This window comes from Catenuloplanes japonicus (assembly GCF_000717135.1).
GTDB classification, from domain to species: domain Bacteria; phylum Actinomycetota; class Actinomycetes; order Mycobacteriales; family Micromonosporaceae; genus Catenuloplanes; species Catenuloplanes japonicus.
On record NZ_JNXY01000046.1, the window covers coordinates 1 to 18,616 of the forward strand.

At 72.8% G+C, this 18,616-nt stretch carries 21 protein-coding genes; 9 read left to right on the forward strand and 12 right to left on the reverse strand.

Going from position 1 to position 18,616, the window contains the following annotated elements; translation table 11 throughout:
* The coding region (locus tag OP04_RS55140; protein ID WP_033346185.1) for a hypothetical protein at positions 1 to 709 on the forward strand (709 nt) is incomplete at its 5' end.
* A gap of 128 nt (positions 710 to 837) precedes the next feature.
* Here the strand turns inward: OP04_RS55140 and OP04_RS44920 are convergent.
* From OP04_RS44920 to OP04_RS54185, 3 genes are read right to left on the reverse strand one after another with little or no spacing between them, the layout of a single operon-like run.
* Positions 838 to 1,728 (reverse strand): sulfotransferase domain-containing protein, encoded by an 891-nt coding sequence (locus OP04_RS44920; RefSeq protein WP_198154244.1) that lies wholly within the window; start codon positions 1,726 to 1,728, stop codon positions 838 to 840.
* A 47-nt stretch (positions 1,729 to 1,775) separates the two neighbouring features.
* Positions 1,776 to 1,919 (reverse strand): zinc-binding dehydrogenase, encoded by a 144-nt coding sequence (locus OP04_RS52660; protein ID WP_085067283.1) that lies wholly within the window; start codon positions 1,917 to 1,919, stop codon positions 1,776 to 1,778.
* A complete protein-coding gene (locus OP04_RS54185; RefSeq protein WP_157241195.1) occupies positions 1,916 to 2,065 on the reverse strand; it encodes a hypothetical protein in 150 nt (49 codons plus the stop codon). Before OP04_RS54185 ends, OP04_RS52660 begins: the two co-directional genes overlap by 4 nt.
* Positions 2,066 to 2,128: 63 nt before the next feature.
* Here OP04_RS54185 and OP04_RS44925 point away from each other — a divergent pair, with 63 nt between their 5' ends.
* Entirely contained in the window at positions 2,129 to 4,657 is a 2,529-nt protein-coding gene (locus tag OP04_RS44925; RefSeq protein ID WP_051800029.1) for a LuxR family transcriptional regulator, read from the forward strand.
* Positions 4,658 to 4,817: 160 nt separating this feature from the next.
* Here the strand turns inward: OP04_RS44925 and OP04_RS44930 are convergent, their stop codons facing one another.
* A complete protein-coding gene (locus tag OP04_RS44930) occupies positions 4,818 to 5,693 on the reverse strand; it encodes a MerR family transcriptional regulator (protein ID WP_033346188.1) in 876 nt (291 codons plus the stop codon).
* Between the two features lie 436 nt (positions 5,694 to 6,129).
* Here OP04_RS44930 and OP04_RS44935 point away from each other — a divergent pair, with 436 nt between their 5' ends.
* The 3 genes from OP04_RS44935 to OP04_RS44945 are packed head-to-tail and all read left to right on the forward strand — an operon-like array spanning position 6,130 to position 7,900.
* Positions 6,130 to 6,630, forward strand: a complete 501-nt coding sequence (locus OP04_RS44935) for an SRPBCC family protein (protein WP_033346189.1) — start codon at positions 6,130 to 6,132, stop codon at positions 6,628 to 6,630.
* Positions 6,627 to 7,463, forward strand: a complete 837-nt coding sequence (locus tag OP04_RS44940) for a helix-turn-helix transcriptional regulator (RefSeq protein ID WP_157241197.1) — start codon at positions 6,627 to 6,629, stop codon at positions 7,461 to 7,463. Before OP04_RS44935 ends, OP04_RS44940 begins: the two co-directional genes overlap by 4 nt.
* An 11-nt stretch (positions 7,464 to 7,474) precedes the next feature.
* The gene (locus OP04_RS44945) at positions 7,475 to 7,900 is read left to right on the forward strand and encodes a nuclear transport factor 2 family protein (RefSeq protein ID WP_033346190.1); all 426 of its coding nucleotides are present in this window, start codon (positions 7,475 to 7,477) and stop codon (positions 7,898 to 7,900) included.
* A gap of 100 nt (positions 7,901 to 8,000) precedes the next feature.
* Here the strand turns inward: OP04_RS44945 and OP04_RS54190 are convergent, their stop codons facing one another.
* The 3 genes from OP04_RS54190 to OP04_RS56645 form a co-directional block, all read right to left on the reverse strand.
* Positions 8,001 to 8,147, reverse strand: coding sequence for a hypothetical protein (locus OP04_RS54190; protein ID WP_157241199.1), 147 nt, complete (start codon positions 8,145 to 8,147; stop codon positions 8,001 to 8,003).
* An 87-nt stretch (positions 8,148 to 8,234) separates the two neighbouring features.
* On the reverse strand, positions 8,235 to 8,513 hold the full coding sequence (locus tag OP04_RS44950) for a hypothetical protein (protein ID WP_157241201.1): 279 nt from the start codon (positions 8,511 to 8,513) through the stop codon (positions 8,235 to 8,237).
* Between the two features lie 47 nt (positions 8,514 to 8,560).
* On the reverse strand, positions 8,561 to 9,076 hold the full coding sequence (locus tag OP04_RS56645) for a PQQ-dependent sugar dehydrogenase (protein WP_198154256.1): 516 nt from the start codon (positions 9,074 to 9,076) through the stop codon (positions 8,561 to 8,563).
* A gap of 341 nt (positions 9,077 to 9,417) precedes the next feature.
* On the opposite strand from OP04_RS56645, the gene OP04_RS44960 reads away from it, so the two are divergent.
* Positions 9,418 to 10,083: an AfsR/SARP family transcriptional regulator gene (locus tag OP04_RS44960; protein WP_198154246.1), complete on the forward strand. Its 666-nt coding sequence runs from the start codon at positions 9,418 to 9,420 to the stop codon at positions 10,081 to 10,083.
* Here the strand turns inward: OP04_RS44960 and OP04_RS44965 are convergent.
* Positions 10,056 to 10,955 (reverse strand): helix-turn-helix domain-containing protein, encoded by a 900-nt coding sequence (locus tag OP04_RS44965; RefSeq protein WP_085067285.1) that lies wholly within the window; start codon positions 10,953 to 10,955, stop codon positions 10,056 to 10,058. The two genes, OP04_RS44960 and OP04_RS44965, sit on opposite strands and share 28 nt — an antisense overlap.
* Before the next feature lie 55 nt (positions 10,956 to 11,010).
* On the opposite strand from OP04_RS44965, the gene OP04_RS44970 reads away from it, so the two are divergent.
* Positions 11,011 to 13,221, forward strand: a complete 2,211-nt coding sequence (locus OP04_RS44970; RefSeq protein ID WP_051800031.1) for an ATP-binding protein — start codon at positions 11,011 to 11,013, stop codon at positions 13,219 to 13,221.
* 80 nt (positions 13,222 to 13,301) lie between these two features.
* The gene (locus OP04_RS44975; protein WP_157241203.1) at positions 13,302 to 14,489 is read left to right on the forward strand and encodes a hypothetical protein; all 1,188 of its coding nucleotides are present in this window, start codon (positions 13,302 to 13,304) and stop codon (positions 14,487 to 14,489) included.
* Between the two features lie 61 nt (positions 14,490 to 14,550).
* On the opposite strand, the gene OP04_RS44980 is transcribed toward OP04_RS44975, so the two are convergent.
* The 3 genes from OP04_RS44980 to OP04_RS44990 all read right to left on the reverse strand — a co-directional run bounded on the left by OP04_RS44980 (position 14,551) and on the right by OP04_RS44990 (position 17,024).
* Positions 14,551 to 15,012 (reverse strand): hypothetical protein, encoded by a 462-nt coding sequence (locus OP04_RS44980; RefSeq protein ID WP_198154248.1) that lies wholly within the window; start codon positions 15,010 to 15,012, stop codon positions 14,551 to 14,553.
* 273 nt (positions 15,013 to 15,285) lie between these two features.
* Positions 15,286 to 16,179 (reverse strand): sulfotransferase domain-containing protein, encoded by an 894-nt coding sequence (locus tag OP04_RS44985; RefSeq protein WP_033346196.1) that lies wholly within the window; start codon positions 16,177 to 16,179, stop codon positions 15,286 to 15,288.
* Positions 16,176 to 17,024 carry an NmrA family NAD(P)-binding protein gene (locus tag OP04_RS44990; RefSeq protein WP_051800032.1) on the reverse strand — a complete coding sequence of 283 codons (849 nt, stop codon included), beginning with the start codon at positions 17,022 to 17,024 and terminating at the stop codon, positions 16,176 to 16,178. Before OP04_RS44990 ends, OP04_RS44985 begins: the two co-directional genes overlap by 4 nt.
* Positions 17,025 to 17,168: 144 nt before the next feature.
* Here OP04_RS44990 and OP04_RS44995 point away from each other — a divergent pair, with 144 nt between their 5' ends.
* Positions 17,169 to 18,038, forward strand: coding sequence for an AraC family transcriptional regulator (locus OP04_RS44995; RefSeq protein WP_232323992.1), 870 nt, complete (start codon positions 17,169 to 17,171; stop codon positions 18,036 to 18,038).
* Here the strand turns inward: OP04_RS44995 and OP04_RS45000 are convergent.
* Positions 17,960 to 18,613, reverse strand: coding sequence for a sigma-70 family RNA polymerase sigma factor (locus OP04_RS45000; protein ID WP_085067286.1), 654 nt, complete (start codon positions 18,611 to 18,613; stop codon positions 17,960 to 17,962). The genes OP04_RS44995 and OP04_RS45000 overlap by 79 nt on opposite strands.
* Positions 18,614 to 18,616: the final 3 nt, after the last annotated feature.

Below are 18,616 nucleotides of genomic sequence, written 5' to 3' on the forward strand. Positions count from 1 at the left end.
CATCGGCTACAACGAGTCACTGTTCCTCCTGCTGTCCATCGGCGCCCTCTACGCCGCCCGGCACGGCCACTGGTGGCCGGCCGGCAGCCTCGGCGCGCTGTCGTCCGCGACCCGGCTGTTCGGCATCCTGCTCATACTGCCGCTGGCGATCGAGTACCTGCGCCAGACCGGCTGGCAACCACGCAAGATCCGATGGGACGTGCTGGGGATCGCGCTGGTCCCGGCGGGCCTGGCCGCCTACAGCCTCTACTGCTGGCGGACCATGGGCCACCCACTGCAGTTCAGCATCGCCCAGGACCAGTGGAGCCGCCGCTACACCCTCCCCGGCGAGGCATGGCTGATCGCCGCCGGGCAACGGGACAGCTGGCTGGGCCCACGCACCCTGGGCACAATCATCGACGCCGGCTCGATGCTGGCCGCCGTGGTGCTGCTTGTCTTTTGCGTGAAGAGCCGGTTCCGGTTCCGGCCCGACCAGGTCTACCTGATGGCGTACTCGGCGATCAGCCTCGGCCTGATCCTGTCGACGGAGGTCGGTGGCCGGGCATTGCAATCGGCACCCCGGTACGCGATGGAAGCGGTCGCGATCATCATCGTGCTGGCCCGGATCGGTGCCACGCGACTCGTCGACCGACTCGTACTGACCGTCGGCACGGCGTTGCACGCCGCACTGCTGATGATCTTCATGACCGGCACATACCTGATCGCCTGAGACGCTTCTCAGACCGCCGGCGACCGGCCGGTCCGATCGTGAAGAAAGCGAGCGGCGCTGACACTCGCCGGTCCGGACCAGCGAACCGGCGAGTGGAGCGGGATCCGCCGAGGCCCACCGCCTGTGCGTTACAGGCGGTGCAGCCACGTGTAGAGCTCGGCGGGCAGTTCGACGCGGGCCCGGTCGTGATATTGAGCGAGTTCGTCGTCGTTGAGCAGGCTGGGCCCGTCACCGGACCGGCCGCCCCGGAAGAAGGCCTGGCTGCTCTTCAGCGGCTGGCTGGGAACCAGGTCGTCGGCCCGTTCGGCCATCCGCTTGAAGGAAGCCGCCTCGACCAGGGCAGGCCAGCGGCTCTGCGGCACCTCGATGCCCAGGCGCTCCGCGATCCGGCGCATCTCCCGCTCGAGGTCGGCGGACAGGTCGGCGTAGTGCACGAGGACGACACCCGGGTCGTTCCGCCGCTCCCAGGCGGTCCGGATCATGCGCAGATGGCTGGTCAGCGTGGACTGCTCCGGCGCGGCCGGGTCGCTCTCGGCGATCCAGGACGTCAGGTAGTCGTGCGCGCTTCCGGTCGGGCTGGGATCGTACGACGGCGGCAGCCCGAGACGTGTCATCAGCACGGGGAAATCGATGTTACGAAGATGGTGGTACCACGAGATGCCCGCGTCCAGGGGATGTCGCGCCCCGGCCACGACAGTCATCCCGGGTACGACCGGGATGCCGTCGATCGGCGTGTGGGACTTGATGACGCGCCGGTGCGTCTGGGCTTCCAGCGCCGAGACGACGTCCTCGACAGGGCAGTCGTTCGACTCCAGCCAGGGGGACAGTGCTCCCAGGCGGGCCGGCAACTCCCGGTCCTGGAAGAGCAGCGATGTGCAGATCGTCTGCAGCCATGAGGTCCCGGACTTCACCGGCGCCGAGATGACGATGTCGTCGGCGCGCAACGGCAGCGCGTCCCAGCGGCGGCTGTCATAGGTGACATCCGCGTACACGGCGAGGTCAGTCCGTTTGTCTTCCACTTCTTCTCTCCAGATCTCACATTGATGACGCGCTGAGCCGCCGAGTGTCAGCTCAGGTCGAGAACGATCCGGCCCGCGACACCGCCGCGTGCGAGTCGGCGGTGCGCCTGCGCGGCGCCGTCCATCGCCAGCACCTCCGTGACGACCGGCCGCAGCAGGCCGTCGTCGACCGCCCGGGACAAGGCCGTCAGCTCAGCCGTTCCGGGTTGTCGGTGAAGGCCACGATGCCCGGCCGGAGGGCGGAGACGAGCTGCCCCCGCTGGGCCACCGGCTCGGGAAGGTCGACCGGGCGCAGCACCTCGGCCGGGCCGTACCGGTCATATCTGATCGCTCGCACGAGATCCCACCGTACGGAGACCCGCCGTTTGCAGGTATCAGTCGCGCGACTGCATCATGGGTCATGATCATTGGGCGGGCCGCGGAGCTGCACAGGTTGACGGCCGGCGCAGATCCGCTGCTGCTGCTGGCCGGAGACCTCGGCTCGGGCAGGACCACCATGCTGGAGCACGCGATCGGCGCGGCGCAGGACGCCGGCAGCCGGGTGCTCCGCGCGGTGGGCAGCGAGGCGGAGTCGGCCCTGCCGCACGCGGCCCTGCACCAGCTGCTCCGGCAGCCGCTCAGCTCGCCCGCGGCGGATCCCTTCGCCGCCGGCCTCGCCCTGCTGGACGCGTTGACCCTGCTGGAGCCGGCGCTGGTCGCGGTCGACGACGCGCAGTGGATCGACCGGGCCTCCCTCGACGCCCTGGCATTCGCCGGCCGGCGCCTGAGCGGCACCCGGGTGCGGATCGTGATCGCGTACACCGGAGAGCCGCCGGTGCAGGGGTTCCCCACCGTCACACTCGGCCCACTGGATCCGCGCGCGGCCGCGCAGCTCCTGGACAGCCAGCCGTCCGCCCCGACCGGCCCCGACCGGTCCGAGATCCTCGCACAGGCCGACGGCAATCCCCTCGCGCTGATCGAATTCGCCGGTACGCCGGCAGCCCTCGCCCTGGGACCGTTGCCTGTCTCCGAGCGGTGGCACCGGCACTTCGCCCCGCGCGCGGCGGAGCTCACCACCCGCGAACGGGAAACCCTGCTCCTCGCGTACGCGAGCGGGGAGAAGACCGGCCCCGCCTGGGCACATCACCCGCTGGCCAGGTCGGCCATCTATCACGGTGCCGCCCCGGAGGCCCGGCGTGCCGCGCATGCCACGGTCGCCGCGACGCCGGGGCTCGATCCCGACCGCCGCGCCCGGCAACTGGCCGCCGCCAGTCCCGGGCCTGACGCGACGGTATCGGCGGCGCTGGAACGGACCGCGGACCTCACCCACCGCAGGGGTGGCCATGCGGCGGCGGCCCTGGCGCTGCAACACGCCGCCAGACTCGCCCCGGCGCCGGAGGAGCGAGTACGGCTGTTGCTCCGGGCGGCGCAGGCGGCGGTGGCCACCGGGGATCTGGCCTGGGTGGAGAGCCTCGCCGATGCCGTACGGGTGCAGACCGGCGACCCGCACCTGCTCGCCCAGGCCGCACTCCAGGTCGGCATGCTGGCCGGCATGACGAACCGGCACCCGGTCGTCTTCGAACGACTGGTCCGAGCCGCGGTTCCGCTGCTCGGCCTCGATCCGGTCGTCGCCGGAGACCTGCTGGCCGCGGCCACCGTCGTGCGCTACCAGTCCGGTGACGACGAACAGGGGCGTCGGCTGCAGGCGTTGCTGTCCGCCCTGCCCGACGCCCCGTCCCGCGCCGGCCTGCGCGCGTGGCTCACCGCTCTCTGCGACCCCCACCCCGTCTCGGGGCGTGGTGACCTGCTCGCCGCGGTTCACGGTCCGGGTGAGGACGGCTGTGCGCTGCCCGAGTCGCTCAGCTCCTCCGCCGTCATGGCCTGGCTGCTGGACGAGACCTCCGTGGCCGTACGGCTCTTCGACGAAGCCGCGCAGAACCCGCCGGCGCACGGCTCCCCGGTGGACTGCCTGGGCGGAGCGGCGCCGTACGCCTACCTGGAGCGAGGCCGTTGGCAGCAGGCCCTCGACACCTGCGACCTCATCACCACGACCGGGAGCGCCCTCGGCCTGGATCACGCGGTCGCCAAGGCGGCCGTCGCCGAGGCGACCGTGCTGGCCCTGCGCGGCCGGACCGCTCAGGCCCGCGCCCGTACCGCCGACGCCCTCGCCCTGATCGACCCGTTGGAGAGCCGCGCCGTTGCGGTATCCGCCCGGCGCGCGCTCGGCACCGCGGCCATCGCGGACGGCGACTTCGGCAGCGCGTGGGAACAGTTGCGTGGCGCCTTCACCGCCGACGGCTCCCCCGTGCACTACCACGCCAGCTTCCCGCTGCTCGCCGACCTGGCGGCCGCCGCCACCCACACCGGCAACGACGACGAGGCCCGGCGAATCGTCGAACGCAACGCGCGAAGCATGGACAGCCCGCGCCTGCAGGCGATCCTGCACCGGGCCCGAGGTCTGCTCGCCGGTCCGGAACAGGCGGAGACACACCTACGGGCGGCCCTCGCGGATCCCGCAGTGCGTCATTGGCCGTTCGAATACGCCCAGTCCACCCTGGACCTCGCCGTCTGGCTGCGCCGACGGCGCCGGATCACCGAATCCCGCACAGCGCTCACGGAAGCCCTCGATCTCTTCGACCGTCTCGGCGCCGCCCCCTGGTCCGACCGTACCCGTGCCGAAGCCCGCGCCGCCGGACTGACCACGGACCGCGTCCACCCGGGCGGTCCGACCGGAGGGCACGGTGCCGCCGCCGGCGAGGCGCTGACCACGCTCACTCCGCAGCAACGCGAGGTCGTCCGGCTCGCGGCCCGAGGGCTGACCAACCGCGAGATCGGCGAACGCCTCTATCTCTCGCCCCGCACGGTCGGGTCACACCTCTACCGCAGCTTCCCCAAGCTCGGCATCACCACCCGCGTGGAGCTCAGGCTAATGAAGATCAATTCAGACTGAACAGCCGCCCGGAGCACGTCCGCGAGCCCGGATCGGACCGGGCATCACCGGATCGGCAGGGCCTGGAAGGAGTCCGGGCCGGTGGCGGCAGATCCCGGCGTTCTGCGCCTGAGCGCGGTGTCCGGGCGGGCAGGTCGTGCATGTCCGCACATGAGCCGTCTCACGTGGCGGGTGCGTCCCGGGTGTAGAGCTCCATCATCAGTTCCGTGCAGCGCACGCGGGCCGGCGAGAAATCGTACGGCATCTTTCTGATGGCTTCACCCGCGCTCATGGAGCCGGGTTTCCGCCTGCCGGCGAGCATGTCGGCCTCCTCCTCGGCGGTGAGAGGGTGCAGCGCGTCCCAGGCGTCGAAGATGGCCTCGGTCTCCTTGTCCAGGCCGGACTCCTCGATCGCGGCATTCAGGGCCTCCTCGAAGGCGCACCGCTCGGCGGCCACCGCAGCCACGCGGGGATCGTCCACGGCGACGCTGTCGTCGAGCGCTTCCTCGGCGGCGTCGACGCGGTCGGACTCCGCCTGCAGCGCGGGATGCGCGGCCAGGGCGACGAAGCGGGTGGTCTGGACGGCCGCGCCGAGCGGGCCGAAGATCCGTTCGGTGACCAGCAGAGCGTCCAGGTCCGCCTGGCGCAGGTAGCCCTCGGGCAGGCTCTTGAGGCGCGCGGTGACGAAGTCGGAGAGCAGGCCCATCCTGCTCCCTTCGGAACGCATGCGCTGCACGGCGGTCCGCTGCCGCCGCACGGCCTCCTCCTGCGCGGCGAGGGTTTCCTCCAGCCGCTCCAGGGTGTCCGCGATATCGTCCGCACCGGTGGTGAAGGCGTCACGGATGTCGTCCAGGGGGATCCCGGCGTCGGCCATCCTGCGAATCCACAGCAGGCGGATCATGTCCTCGTACCCGTAGCGGCGGCGGCCGTCACCGCCCCGCTCAGGCTCGGGAAGCAGCCCGATCTCGTGGTAGTGGCGAATCGCCCGTGGCGTGATACCGACGAACACCGCCGCGTCACCGATCTTGACCTGGCGGGGTGGCGTGAAAGAGCGCATTGGCAGGGACCCTTCTCTCAGGGGACCGGGACGTGAGTCAACTGGACCACATGCCGTTACGGAAGGTGCAAACCCTGTGGGCGCGGCGCAGGGTCGTCGCCGCGACTGAGTTCCACGAGCGTCAAGGCATGAACCTCAACGCCTCGCCGAGGAGCCGCCGCACGGTAGCGGCGTCGACCTGTGCGCCCGGCCCGGGATTGAACTCTCGGTCGTAGGACGGCATCTCGCCGCCGAGGAACTGAGCGCGCCATCCGTGGTGAATCCGAGCAGCAGACGCGGATCGTCGTCGACGGCGCCGGGCGCTGACGCCCCGTCGAGGAGCTGTCTCCGAGCGAACATCGCGGTCGCGGGCCGGGCCCCTCGTCACCCCGCGGGACGATCGCCTGGTACTCCCGTTCTCTGGTTACCGCCTCTGATCCGCCGGACAGTGGTAGCCATGACCACCGCACCCCTGATCACCCGCCATGACCGTTCGGTACCCATCACCGTTCAGCGGCGCAGCCCGCTCTCCCCCGCGGACGCGTTCGCGATCGTCGTGCCGATCGACCTCGCGAGCGTGTTCCCGCGTATCCCCGGCGTGCCGGTCATCGCCGGCGTCGAGCGGCAGACCGGCGCATGGGACCACGCGGGGGCGTCGCGCTATCCGCGGTTCAGCGACGGGTCGCAGGCGTTCGAGCAGCTCACCGAATACACCACCGGGCACAGCTTCGCCTACCAGCTGACCGGCTTCACCAACGTGCTGCGCCGGCTCACCCACGGCGTTCGGGGTGAGTGGACGTTCACCCCGGACGGGGACGGCACCGTGCTGCGCTGGACCTACGAATTCCAGCCGAGGCGAGGGCGCCGCTGGATCCTGGCCGGCCCGTTCGTACCCCTGTGGCGGATCCTCATGCGGCGCACGCTGGCGAACATCGCCGATGCGGCGGAACGCGGGTGAACGCCCATCCCGAGCTGGGCAGCGCGCTGCGCGCCTGGCGGGACCGTCTCTCCCCGGCCGATGCCGGACTGCCCGGTACCGGCCGGCGTCGCTCCCCCGGCCTGCGCCGGGAGGAGGTCGCCGAACTGAGCGGGCTTTCCGTGGACTACCTGGTCCGGCTGGAGCAGGGCCGCGCCGGGCGGCCGTCCCGGCGCGTCGCCGAGGCGCTCGCCCGCGCCCTGCAGCTCACCGAGACCGAACGCGACCATCTGCTGCGGGTGGCGGGAATCGCGCCGGCGGCCACCAACCGGGTGCCCCGGCACGTGCCGCCGGGCGTGCAACGGCTGGTGGCCCGGCTCGGCGAGGTCCCGGTCGCGGTGTTCACCGCGCACTGGACGCTGCTGACGTTCAACCGGCCCTGGCAGGCGCTGCTCGGCACCAGCCCGGTCGACGGCAACGTCCTGCACACGATCTTCGCCGGTGGGGACCTCGTGCCCTGGCCGATCACGTCCGACCGGGATCCGGCCGAGATGGCCGCGGCCTTCGTGGCCGACCTGCGCGCGGTCCGCGGCCGTTACCCCCACGACCCCGAGCTGGCGGACCTGATCGCCGGCCTGCGGGTGACCAGCCCCGCGTTCGCGGAGGCCTGGGACGGCGGCGCGATCGCGGAGTACCGGTCGGAGCGCAAGACGATCCACCATCCGGCGGGGCCCGTCACGCTCGACTGCGACGTCCTGACCGTTCCCGGCGCGGACCTGCGGGTCGTCGCCTACACCGCGGCCGAGGGCTCCCCGGACGCGGAGGCGCTGCGATTCCTCACCGTCACCGCCTTCACCTCACTGCACTCCCGTTGAAAGGTACCGTCATGTCCGTTCACACCACCTCGCTCGCCGTCGCGCGCCAATTCTTCGACTCCCTGGAGAGCGGTGACGTCGACGCCATCGGCGCGCTGCTCGCCGACGACGTCGTCCAGGTCCTGCCGCTGTCCTTCACCGGCGATCCGGAGCCCGGGTACACGTTCACCGGAAAGCAGGAGGTGCTCGGCTATCTCGGTAGCATCCCGCAGCGGTTCTCCCGCCGAGTGATCACCGACCAGCGGTACACGGTCAGCGCCGACGGGGACGTGGTCTTCTTCGAGGGCAACGGCGACCTGGCGCATGCCGGGACCGGCGCGCCGTACCGCAATGTCTATGTCTTCAAATTCGAGTTGGCCGGTGGGCTGATCACCCGGATCGACGAGTACGGAAATCCCGTCACCGCATCGAAGGCGATGGGCATTCCGCTCGGCTGAGGCCGGCACTCCATGGCATGATCCCCGGCTCACCCGACCACCGTTGATACCGGCCGGCACCTCCTCGCTCAGCCAGGCGCTGCAGGGCAGCCTGGAGGGATCAGCGTGCGAGCCGGGTGAGCCCGGCCAGGAGGCCGCTGCGCCGCGCGCGCCGCAGGCCCTGCTTGGCGAGCATCCCGTTGCCGAACTGCTGGATGGCCTTGACCGCGGGCACGGTGAAGCCGGACCGGATGTGTGCCGCATACACCGCGCTGCCGTCGTCGGCGACCTCCAGCCCAGCCGGTGCACATCCGGCTGGCCAGGCCGATCGCCCTGGCCCCGGACGAGTGGCCGATCAGGCCCGCCCGGCGCCCTCCGCGGGTAGCGACCCGTGCCGGATCCGCCCGAGGGAGACCCGCGCCGTCCCCTGCGCCAGCACGAGCCCGTCCGCGGTGGCGAGCCCGTGCGCCCGGGTGTGGTGGCCATGGTCACGCAGCAGACGGGGCAGCTTGTGAGGGAATCCCAGTGACGTGGTGAGCGTGATCTCGCCGGCGTCGCGGTCGGCCGCGCCGGCCGGGGCCACCGGCACGGCGAGACATCCGCCGGCCGGCGTGCAGGAGGCCAGCACCGTCACGATGCGCCGCCTGGGCGTCGTCGGGCCGGCGCACCGGCTCGCGGACGTCACTCAGGGGTGGCCGGGAAGCCGATCGGAACGCCGGTGAAGCGTGCCCGGGGGTCGACGCGGGTCTTCACCGCGTGCAGGCGGGCTAGTTTGTCGCCGAACGTCGCCGTGGCCCGCACCGTGTCGCTGTGCTCCAGCAGGTTCGGGCACGCGGCCGGGAGCGCATGCGGCAGCAGGTCGGCGTAGAGCCGGTCGGCCCACGCGGCCTGCGCGTCGTGCTGCTCCGTGTTGGAGGTGATGAGCCACAGTGATCCGTCCGGGGCCACCTCGACGGTACGGATGCGGCCGTACTCGCAGGTCAGGTGCGCGATCGGCGGCCCGGTGGCGGTGGCACCGTCGACCGGGAGCTGCCAGAGCCGCTGCCCGCCGAGCGCGCCGATCCACAGCGAGCCGTGCGCGTAGGCGACGCCGGACGGGCTGGCCTCGTCCGGGTGGATCGTCGCGATGGGCGGCTCGCCGGTGTCGCCGGCGGTTCCCTCGGTCTCGGGCCAGCCGTAGTCGGCGCCGGCCTTCAGGGCCGCCGGCCTCGTCGAGGATGCGCGCGACCGCCGCGTCCGCCGAGGACTGCGAGGTCACGTCCAGCTCCACGACACGCAGCTCACCCGGTTGCGTGTCGCCGTAGGCGATGAGTTCGGCGGCCACGGCGGCGTTCGCGCCGCCGGGTACGCGCATCGTGGCGTAGAGGGAGGGCGTAGTTCTCCGACCAGGCGGCCGACCGGAAACCGACAGATCGCCGTTCCGCCGACGATTCTGCCTCGTTCCCGCGCACCCGCCGGTGATCCCCTGAGGATCGGAAGCCGGGCGGACGACCCGGCGCGGAACGGAGCGGGCGATGTCGGAATGCCGGATGCCGAGCGTGTCGATCAGATGCCTGGGCGGATTCCGGATCGAGGTCGACGGGTCCGGCGTGGACTGCGCGGCGGCCCGGCCCCGGACGGTGAGCCTGTTGCGGCTGCTCGCCGTGCACGCCGGTGCCGCCGTCCACCGGGACGTGCTGCTGGAGGCGCTCTGGCCCGGACTGGCTCCGGAGCCGGGCCGCCGAAACCTGCACGTGACGCTGTCCCGGGCGCGGCGGCTGCTGGCGGGCGCCGGCGCGGGAGCGACGCTGATCCGCGACGGCGCGGCGTACGCGTTGTGGTCCACCGGCAACGACGTGCGTGAGTTCGACCGGATCACCGCGCCCACGCTGCGCGGCGCACCGGCCGAGCTGGGGACGCTGCGCCGGACGCTGGCGCTCTACCGGGGTGACCTGCTGCCGGAGGAGGGCCCGGCCGAATGGGTCGTCGGCGAACGGTACCGGCTGCGCACGGCGGCGGCCCGGCTGTGCGCCCTGGTCGCGGCCGCCGAGCTGCGGCAGGGCCGGATCCCGGCCGCGGTGGCGGTGGCCGAGCGCGGCCTGGAGTTGGACGCCTACGAGGACGCCGCCTGGCGCGTCCTGCTGGCGGCCCGGCGAGAGAGCGGCGACGTGGCCGCGGCCACCCGCGTGCGCGCCCGCTACACCCGCCTGCTGAACGGCTCGTAGTGGCCGGCCGCCGCCAGGCTCCAGCCGGGCCGGCGGGCCAGCCGCGCCGCGAGGGACCGGATCGTGCCTGGGGCGTGCCCGGCCGCGGCGACCAGCGCGGCGGCCTCCTCCGGTTCCGCAGCGACCCGCTCGGCGCCGACCGCCCGCGCCAGCAGCGCCAAGGCCTCACCCGCGGGCAGCGCACCCAGCGGGCGGGCGCCGGGCCAGCGCGGATCGCGGCTGGTCACCAGGACCATGTGGGTACGCAGGGCGGCGAGCAGCGCGCGCATCGAGGCCGGGGCCGGGGCGTCGTCGAGCAGCACGAGCGGCCGCCCGGCCAGGTCGCGCCGCAGCCGGCCGGTCACCGCCGCCGGGTCGGCCGCGTGCAGGCGCGCGTAGAGCGCGCCGTCCGGGAAACGATGCCGTACCAGATGGGCGGCGCGTACGGCGAGCGCGCTCTTGCCGATGCCGGGCGGCCCGGTCACCGCTATCACCGCGCCGCCGCCTGCGGTCAGCGCCGCGGTCAGCGCGGTCAGGTGCTCCGCGCGGCCGGTGAAGTCCGGCGGTGAGGGCGGCAGTTGCGCGGGCGGGCCGGCCTGCGCGGGCGGTGGCGGCGACGGGCTCACCGGCGGGGTGGGAAGCCGTTCCCGCCGGGCCCGGTCCGCCGCCTCCGCCAGCCGGCGCCGCGCGCCGTCCGACAGGTCCAGCGCGTGCGCGAGCGCGGTCAGCGACCGGCGCTGCGGGACCCGTGCCCGGCCGCTCTCCAGGTCGCGTACCGCCCGCACGCTGAGCGACGCGGCATGGGCCAGCGCCTCCTGACTCAGCCGCCGCGCACGCCGCGCCCTCATCAGCAGGGCGGCGACATCATCCACATCGGACATCAATTCCGGCATCTGATAGATTGTCGTCGAAATCGATTGCTTCTCTGCCTGACGGGCGACTGGCGACGTGACGTCATTCGGACAGCAACAGCGATTCGGTCGGCTGCTGCTCGACCACCGCCGCGCGGCCGGTCTCACCCAGGCCGAGCTGGCCCGCCGATCGGGCACCAGCGTGCGCGCGATCGGCGATCTGGAGCGCGAGCGCAGCCTCGCCCCGCAACGCGCCACCGTCGACGCGCTGGCGACCGCCCTGGGTCTGCCACCCGACGCCACGGCCGCGTTGCACCGGGCGGCCGCCGCGCCGGACGGGCTGCCCGCTCCGCCCACCGACTTCACCGGCCGGGGGCCCGAGCTGGCCCGCCTGCGCGCGCTCGCCTGGGCCGCCGTGTCCGGGTCCGCCGGCACGGTCACCATCGCCGCCGTGTCCGGGCAACCCGGGCTCGGCAAGACCTGCCTGGCGTTGCGCGCGGCCCGGGACAGCGCGGGCCGGTTCCCGGACGGCGTGTTCCACCTCGACCTGCTGGGCGCGCACGGGGCCGGGCTGCCGGTCCCCGACGCGCTGTCGCGACTGCTGCGCGCGTGCGGCGTCGCGGAGAGCCAGGTGCCGGCCGACGCGGACGCCCGCGGCGCGCTCTACCGTTCACTCACGCACGACCGGCGCATGCTGCTCATCCTGGACAACGCGGCCGACGAGGCGCAGATCCGCCCGCTGCTGCCGGGCAGCGCGCACAGCATGGTGCTGGTCACCAGCCGGCGGCTGCTACCGGGCCTGGAGACCTCCGCGCGCATCCTGCTCGACGTGCTTCCGCCGGAGAACGCGGTGCGCCTGCTGGGCCGCACCGCCGGTCCCGGCCGGATCGCGGCGGAGGCGACGGCCGCGGCCGATCTGGCCCGGCTCTGCGGCGGGCTGCCGCTGGCGCTGCGGATCGCGGGCAACCGGCTGCGGCGCTCCACCGGGCCCGGCGCGGTGGGTGAGCTGGCCGGCCTGATGCGGTACGAGGAGCACCGGCTGGACCTGCTCGGGGCCGGCGACCAGCAGGTCAGGGCCGTGCTCGCGCTCGCGTACCGACGGCTCGACCCGGCGGCGCGCCGCCTGTTCCGGCTGCTCGCGCTGGTGCCCGGCACCGAGTTCGGCGCACCGGCCGCCGCCGCGCTGGCCGGCGCGGAGACGGCCGGCGACCTGCTGGAGGAGTTGGTGGACGCGAGCATGCTGGAGCCGGCCGGGACCGCGTTCCGCTACCGGTTCCATGATCTGATCCGGTTGTTCGCCACCGAGGCGCTGCACGACGACGAGCCCGCGGCGGCCCGGGACGCCGCCGAGTCCCGGATGATCCACGACCTGATCGGCCGGGCCACCGCCGCCGGGCTGCGGTTCCACCCGGACGGCGACGGCAGCGGCCCGTCCTGGGAGACGGCCACCGCGTGGCTGGACGCGGACTTCGCGCTGTGGTCGGAGGCGGCCCGGCGCGCCGCCGCCCGGGGCATGCACCGGCCGGTGCTCGACCTCGCCGAGGCCATGCACTGGTTCTCCGACTACCGGCGGTACGACCCGGGCTGGTGGGCCGAGCTGTTCGGGCTCGGACTGGCCGCGGCCCGCGCGCTGGGCAGCCGGCCGGAGGAGGTCGCCCAGCTCAACTACCTGAGCTGGGCCTGCGGCTACTACGCCGGGCGGCCCGCCGACGCCGTCCGGTACGCCACCGAGGCGCTGGCCCTCGCCGGGACGCTCGGGAACCGTACCGAGGCCGCCTGGGCCCGCGTCTATCTGGCCGCGGCCCATCTGCGCGGCGGCGACCCGGAGCGGGCCCGGCCGGCCTACCTCGCCGCGGCCGCCGCGATGGCCGAGGTCGGCGACGCCATCGGTGAGGACCAGGCGTCGCGCCACCACGGGGTGACGCTCCGGCTGACCGGTGACCCGGCCGGCGCGGCAAAGACGCACCGATCGGTGCTCGCCCGGTTCCGGGACCGCGCGCGGCATCCGGACGAGTTCCAGCGGGCGACCGGGATGAACGCCACGCTCACCGAGCTCGGCCACGACCTGGCCGCGCTGGGCCGGTGGGCGGAGGCGGCCGGGGCCTACCGGGCGGCGCTGACCTGGCTGCCGGCGCTGGGCGACCCGTGGCACGAGGCACAGATCCTCGCCGGGCTCGGCGCCGCGCTGGACGAGCTCGGCGACCCGGAGGCGCCCGGCGTCCTGCGGCGGGCCGCCGACCGGTTCGCGGAGGCGAACGATCCGCGGGGCCGCGCCGAGGTGCTGGACCGGCTCCGGCCTGCGCGTTGACCGGCCGGTAAGCGCCGGTCGGCATGGTCGGTGCCGCCACCCGGGATCGCCCGGGAAGCACCGACCATCGGGAGGAACCCATGAGAACAGCACGTGTGGCCGCGGGTGCGCTCGCGGCCGCGCTGACCGGCGTGCTCGTCGCCGGTACGGCGGCGCAGGCGGCCGCGACCTGGACGCCGCTCAACCCGGACGGGATCACGTTCGACAAGGGATTGGGCGTGACGACCACCGTCGAGGCGCCGGGCGCGACCCGCACCCCGTACGTCTTCGCCCGTCAGAGCGGCACTCCGACCCGGATGTGGCTGCACCGGGACGCGGTCGTGAACGGCTGGGACTACCTGGACGCGCCGCTCGGGGACACGATCGCCGGCCCGGTGGGTGCCACCACTGCCGGTGCGGACGACTTCCAGCTGCCGCAGGTCTTCGTGATGGGCGGCTCAGGGAAGCTGCTGGTGGCCAGCAAGACCCCGAGCGGTCTCTGGACGAAACTCAACACGATCGGTGGCACGCCCGGCGGCGCGCTGAAATGGGGCGCCGGTGCGGTGGCCCGGAAGGTGCCGGGCGACCGCGGCGGACGGCCTTACGCGTTCATGGTCGACGCCGGCAACCAGCTGTGGACCTACTACTGGAACGGCACCCAGTACAACTGGAACAAGATCGGGGCACCGGCCGGCACCACGCTCACCGGCTCGATCGGCGCGACCGCCGTGGTCGACGGCGTCGACACCGCCACCCCGTACGTGTTCCTGTACGGCAGTGACGGGCACGCGTACGTCGCGTTCATCACCGATGCGACCGGCGAGCAGTGGGCCTGGCAGGACCTGAGCCTCGCGAACGGGCACCGGGTCGTCTCCGGCGTCGGCGCCACCGTCTCCGGTGCGGCCGGCACCCAGCGCCCGTATGGGTTCACGCTGGCCGACGACGGCGCGTTGTGGCAGATCTCCTGGTCCGGTGCGGCATGGGTCTGGAACCGGCCCGGCACGCCACCGAGCGGGGGAATCACGGCGAACGGCGGCATCGGCGCCACCGCCGTCCTGGAGAACAACATCCAGGTCTACCGCCCGAACGCGTTCGTCATCGGCCGCGACGGGCACCAGTGGAACTGGGACGGCACCAGCGGGGCGTGGATCGACGACAGCGGTCCGCCCACCGCTCCGATCGTCTCCGGCGTCGGCGCGACCGTCTTCAGTCTCCCGTTCGCGGTGGACACCGAGGCCGAGACGTTCGTCCTCACCACCGGTGGCCTGCTGTGGGAGAGCGGCAGCTGACACATGACGAGTCCGGCCGCCGGGAATTCGGCGGCCGGACCGGTCGCGGGCGGAACCTGGATCAGCAGTTACGGACCGACCAGACCGGGTTCCAGTCCTGCGATCCGTCGCGCGGCATCGGATCGGTCGAGGAGAACGTCGCCAGCACGTTGCCGCTCTGGCCGTAGAAGTACGACCGGACGTTGCCGGTCTGACGGTTCGACCAGAAGCCGTTCTCGTAGAAGTTGTGCAGGCTGTACCGGTTGCAGTCGTACAGGTCGAAGATCTTGAACTTGCCGACCGTCGGGTCGAAGACACTCAGGCAGAGGTTCCCCTCCGGGCACGAGTGCGACTCACCGAAGTCGACGATGTACGTGCGCCGGGCCGCGGGCGTGATGGTCGGGCTGACCGCCGCCGCCGTGGCCGCGGCGGGCCTTCCGGCAGCCGGTGCGGCGGCCGCCGGTCCGGCCGCGGCGAGCGCGCCGGCCATCGCGACGGCCGCCACCGCGACACGCGTCATGAAACGAAAGTCCAGAGTGGACATTGAGACTCCTTGCCCCCGTTGTTCCCCGTGGTCGACCGGCCTGTCGTCCGGTCAAGGAAGACGTTAAACCCTGGGTCGGCCACGCGCCGGAGGCGAAGTGTCGCAATGTGAAATCGAATGCTGCAACCGTTCGGGCCGATGCGGGTACCAGCGCGAAGGGCAGTGGCTGGCGCTCTCGCCGTGCTGGAAAAGTGGCGTCGCAGCGCCGGTGACCGGCATCCCGACGGTGAGCAGACTCGGGCGGCCCGCGTCGCGCCCCTGATGGATCGCGGCTCACCCGGGCTGCCGGAGAAGCCACGCCGCGAGGTCCGGCGAGGTCAGCTCCCGTACCCGCGCCCGATATCGCAGGAGCTCGGGTTCGCTCAGCACGGCGGCGCCGGCGCCCGAGGTGCCCTGCCGGAAGAAGCTGGTGCGGTCCTTGAACGGCTCGCCCGGGGCGAGCTGGTCGGCGCGCCGGCGCATGTGCGCGAACGTTGCCGCCTCCACCAGGCCCGGCCACCGCGCCTCGGGAACCTCGATGTCCAGGTGGGCCGCGATGCGACGCATCTGGGCGTCGAGATCGGCGCTCAGGTCGGCGTAGTGGACCAGCAGCACCTGCGGGTGGTCCCGCCGCAGCCACGACTGCTGGATGTGGTGGAGGACTCCCGGCAGCGTCTCGCTCTGGGCCCGGACGTCACTCACGTCCTGCGTCACCCAGGCCGTGAGCCATTCGCGCAGGGGCGGCAGCACCAGGGGGCCGTCCTCAGCCCGTACCGGAAGGCGAAGTTTTTCGCTCAACCGCGCGAGATCCAGGTTGCTCATCTGGTGGTAGAACGACACGGCGATGTCGAGCGGGTCGCGCGCGCCGGTCACGTAGCGGACGCCGGCACGTTCCGGCAGCCCGTCGAGGGGCGTGTGGCTCTTGAGGACGCGGCGATGCTGCTGGGCTGCCAGCCTCCGATGGAGCGCGTCCTCGGGCTCCATCTTCGAGTCCACCCAGGGCGACAGCGCCGCCAGTGGTGCGGGCAGCTCCGGGCTACCGAAGATCAGCATCGCGCAGATGGTCTGCAGCCAGGTCGTGCCGGCCTTGACCGGGGTGGTGACGACGACGTCGTCCGGGCGCGCGGCGAGGCCGTCCCAGCGGGTGCTGTCCTCCCGGAAGTTGCGGTAGACGGCGAGCGCGCTCACCGAGGGGCTCCGGAGGCGGCGAGCGCCTCGTCGAACGTCTCCGGCCGGCGGCCGATCAGCCGGGCCAGGTCGCCGCTGGTGACGTGGAACTCGTCGCGTGCCATGCCCCGCTGGGTGTCGGCGAAGATCTCGGCCACCTGCGGCGGCAGCCCTCGCTCCAGGAGCACGGCCCGGAAGTCGTCGACCGGCAGGTCACGGTATGCGATCGGCCGGCCCGACCAGGCGGCGATGGCCGCGGCCACCTCGGCCATGGTGTACGACCGGTCCGCGCCGAGTTCGTAGACCGCGCCGGCGTGCCCCTCCCCGGTCAGCACCTCGGCGGCGGCCAGTGCCAGGTCGCCCCGGCTGGCCGGGCTCAGCCGGCCCGGACCGGACGCGCCGACGATCGCACCGTCGCGCAGCGCCTCCCCGGCGGTCTGCTCGACCAGGACGTCCAGGTAGATCGCGTTGCGCAGCATCGTGAACGGCACACCGGAGTCCCTGATCAGGGCCTCGGTGGCCGCGTGATCGGCGGCCATCGTCATCGTGGAGGTGCCGGCCCGCGGTGTGCTCGTGTACGCGAGAAGTTCGAGGCCGGCCTCACGTGCGCCGGCGACGACCCGGGCGTGCTGATCCACGCGCCTGCCGAAGTCCGGGCTCGAGATGAGAAGTGCCCGGCGGGCACCCTGCAACGCCGTGCGGATGCTCGACTCGTCGGCGTAGTCGACCCGGACCGGCCGGACGTCCCGGTCGACGATCTTCGACAGGTCACGGCCGGCCGCGCGGATCTCGACGGACCGGCCGGCGAGTGCGTCAAGGACGTGACGGCCCAGCCGGCCGGTGGCACCGAGAACGACGACGGACATCGTCGACACCTCACCTCGTGTGTTCGTGGTGGTCTGACGCTTCTCAGCCAATCAGCGACGCCGGCGGGCCACCATGCTGCGCGGTACCCGCGGCATACGCCTTCGTGCGATCCCGGGCCGGCGGCTAACCTCGGGCCGGTGGACATGATCAGCACGGTTCTCAGCAGTGTCCGCGTCGGTGACGCCCTGGCCCGCCGGGTCCGCAAGTCGGGCCGGTGGGGCGCCCGCTACCCCGCGTTCGAGGGCAGCGGTTTCCACGTGGTCACGCGTGGCGACGCCTGGCTGATCGTCGCCGGCAGCGAGCCGATCGCGCTGGCACCCGGGGATGTCGTCCTGGTCCCGGCCGGCGCCGAGCACGGTCTCAGCCAGGACCCGAGGACGCTGGCCGAGCTGCCGGTCGAGATCCTGGACCGGGATCACCCCGAGCCCGGCCGGGCCGACTTCGAGTTCATCTGCGCCGCCTACCGGCTCGGCCACGGCCGGGTCCACCGGTTTCTCCGGGCACTGCCGCAGGCCGTCACCCTTCCCCGCGGCGGCGTCCACCACGAACGCCTCCGCACGGTGGTCGGCCTGTTCGCCGACGATCTGGACAGCGAGGCGGCCACGGCGGACGTGGGCCGCCGCGCCCTCATGGACCTCGTCCTCTCCCACGCTCTGCTGTGGCTGCAGCAGGAGGCGGCGGCGCCCGGGTGGCCTCCGGTGCCCGATCCGGTGGTCGAGGCGGCGCTACGCCTGATCCACCACGATCCGCGGCGTCGGACCGTCGAGCAGCTCAGCGCCGCGGCCGGGCTGTCCCGGACCGCTTTCTCACGGCGCTTCGCGGCCTCGGTCGGCACGTCCCCCACGACCTACATGCTCCACCAGCGGCTCGCGTACGGCGCCCGTCTGCTCCGGGAGACGCCTTCGTCGCTGGCCGCGATCGCGCGTGCCGTCGGCTACTCCACCGAGTTCGCCTTCTCCGCCGCGTTCCGGCGTGAGTACGGGATCTCACCCGGCCGGTTCCGGGAACGGTGACCGGAGTCGGAGAACCCACGCGTGGTGAGTTCCGCCCGCAGTCGTTGAAGCCCGTAGAAGGTACGCGACTTCACGGTGCCGAGCGGTATCGCGAGGACTTCGGCCACCTCGGCGACCGGCCGGTCGCAGTAGTAGACCTCGATGAGCGTGGTGCGCAGCCGCTCCGGCAGAGCACCTAACGCGGCGCGGACGTCCGACCTGTCGAGCCGCCTCTGATTCTCGTCGTCCTCCTGGACGCAGGCGTCGAGGTACTCGACGGGGATCTCCTCCGGCCGGGCCCGGGTGGCACGGATGCTGTCGATCGCGATGCGGCGGGCCACGGTGAACAGCCAGGGACGGTTCCACGTGCCCTCCGCGTTCTTCGCCTCCGGGTGCCGCCAGGCGCGTAGCAAGGTTTCCTGCAGGAGGTCTTCCGCGCGGAAGACGTCACCTCCGGCCATCCGGGTCAGGAAGGCGAGCAGCTCGCGTCCGTGCCTTCGATGAAGGTAGGCGATCGCAATGGCGTCACGTGCCTTCTCCGATCCCGTCTGAGTCTCAGCGGGTACCACGAGCACTGTTCCCTTCGTCCGGTCCATTCA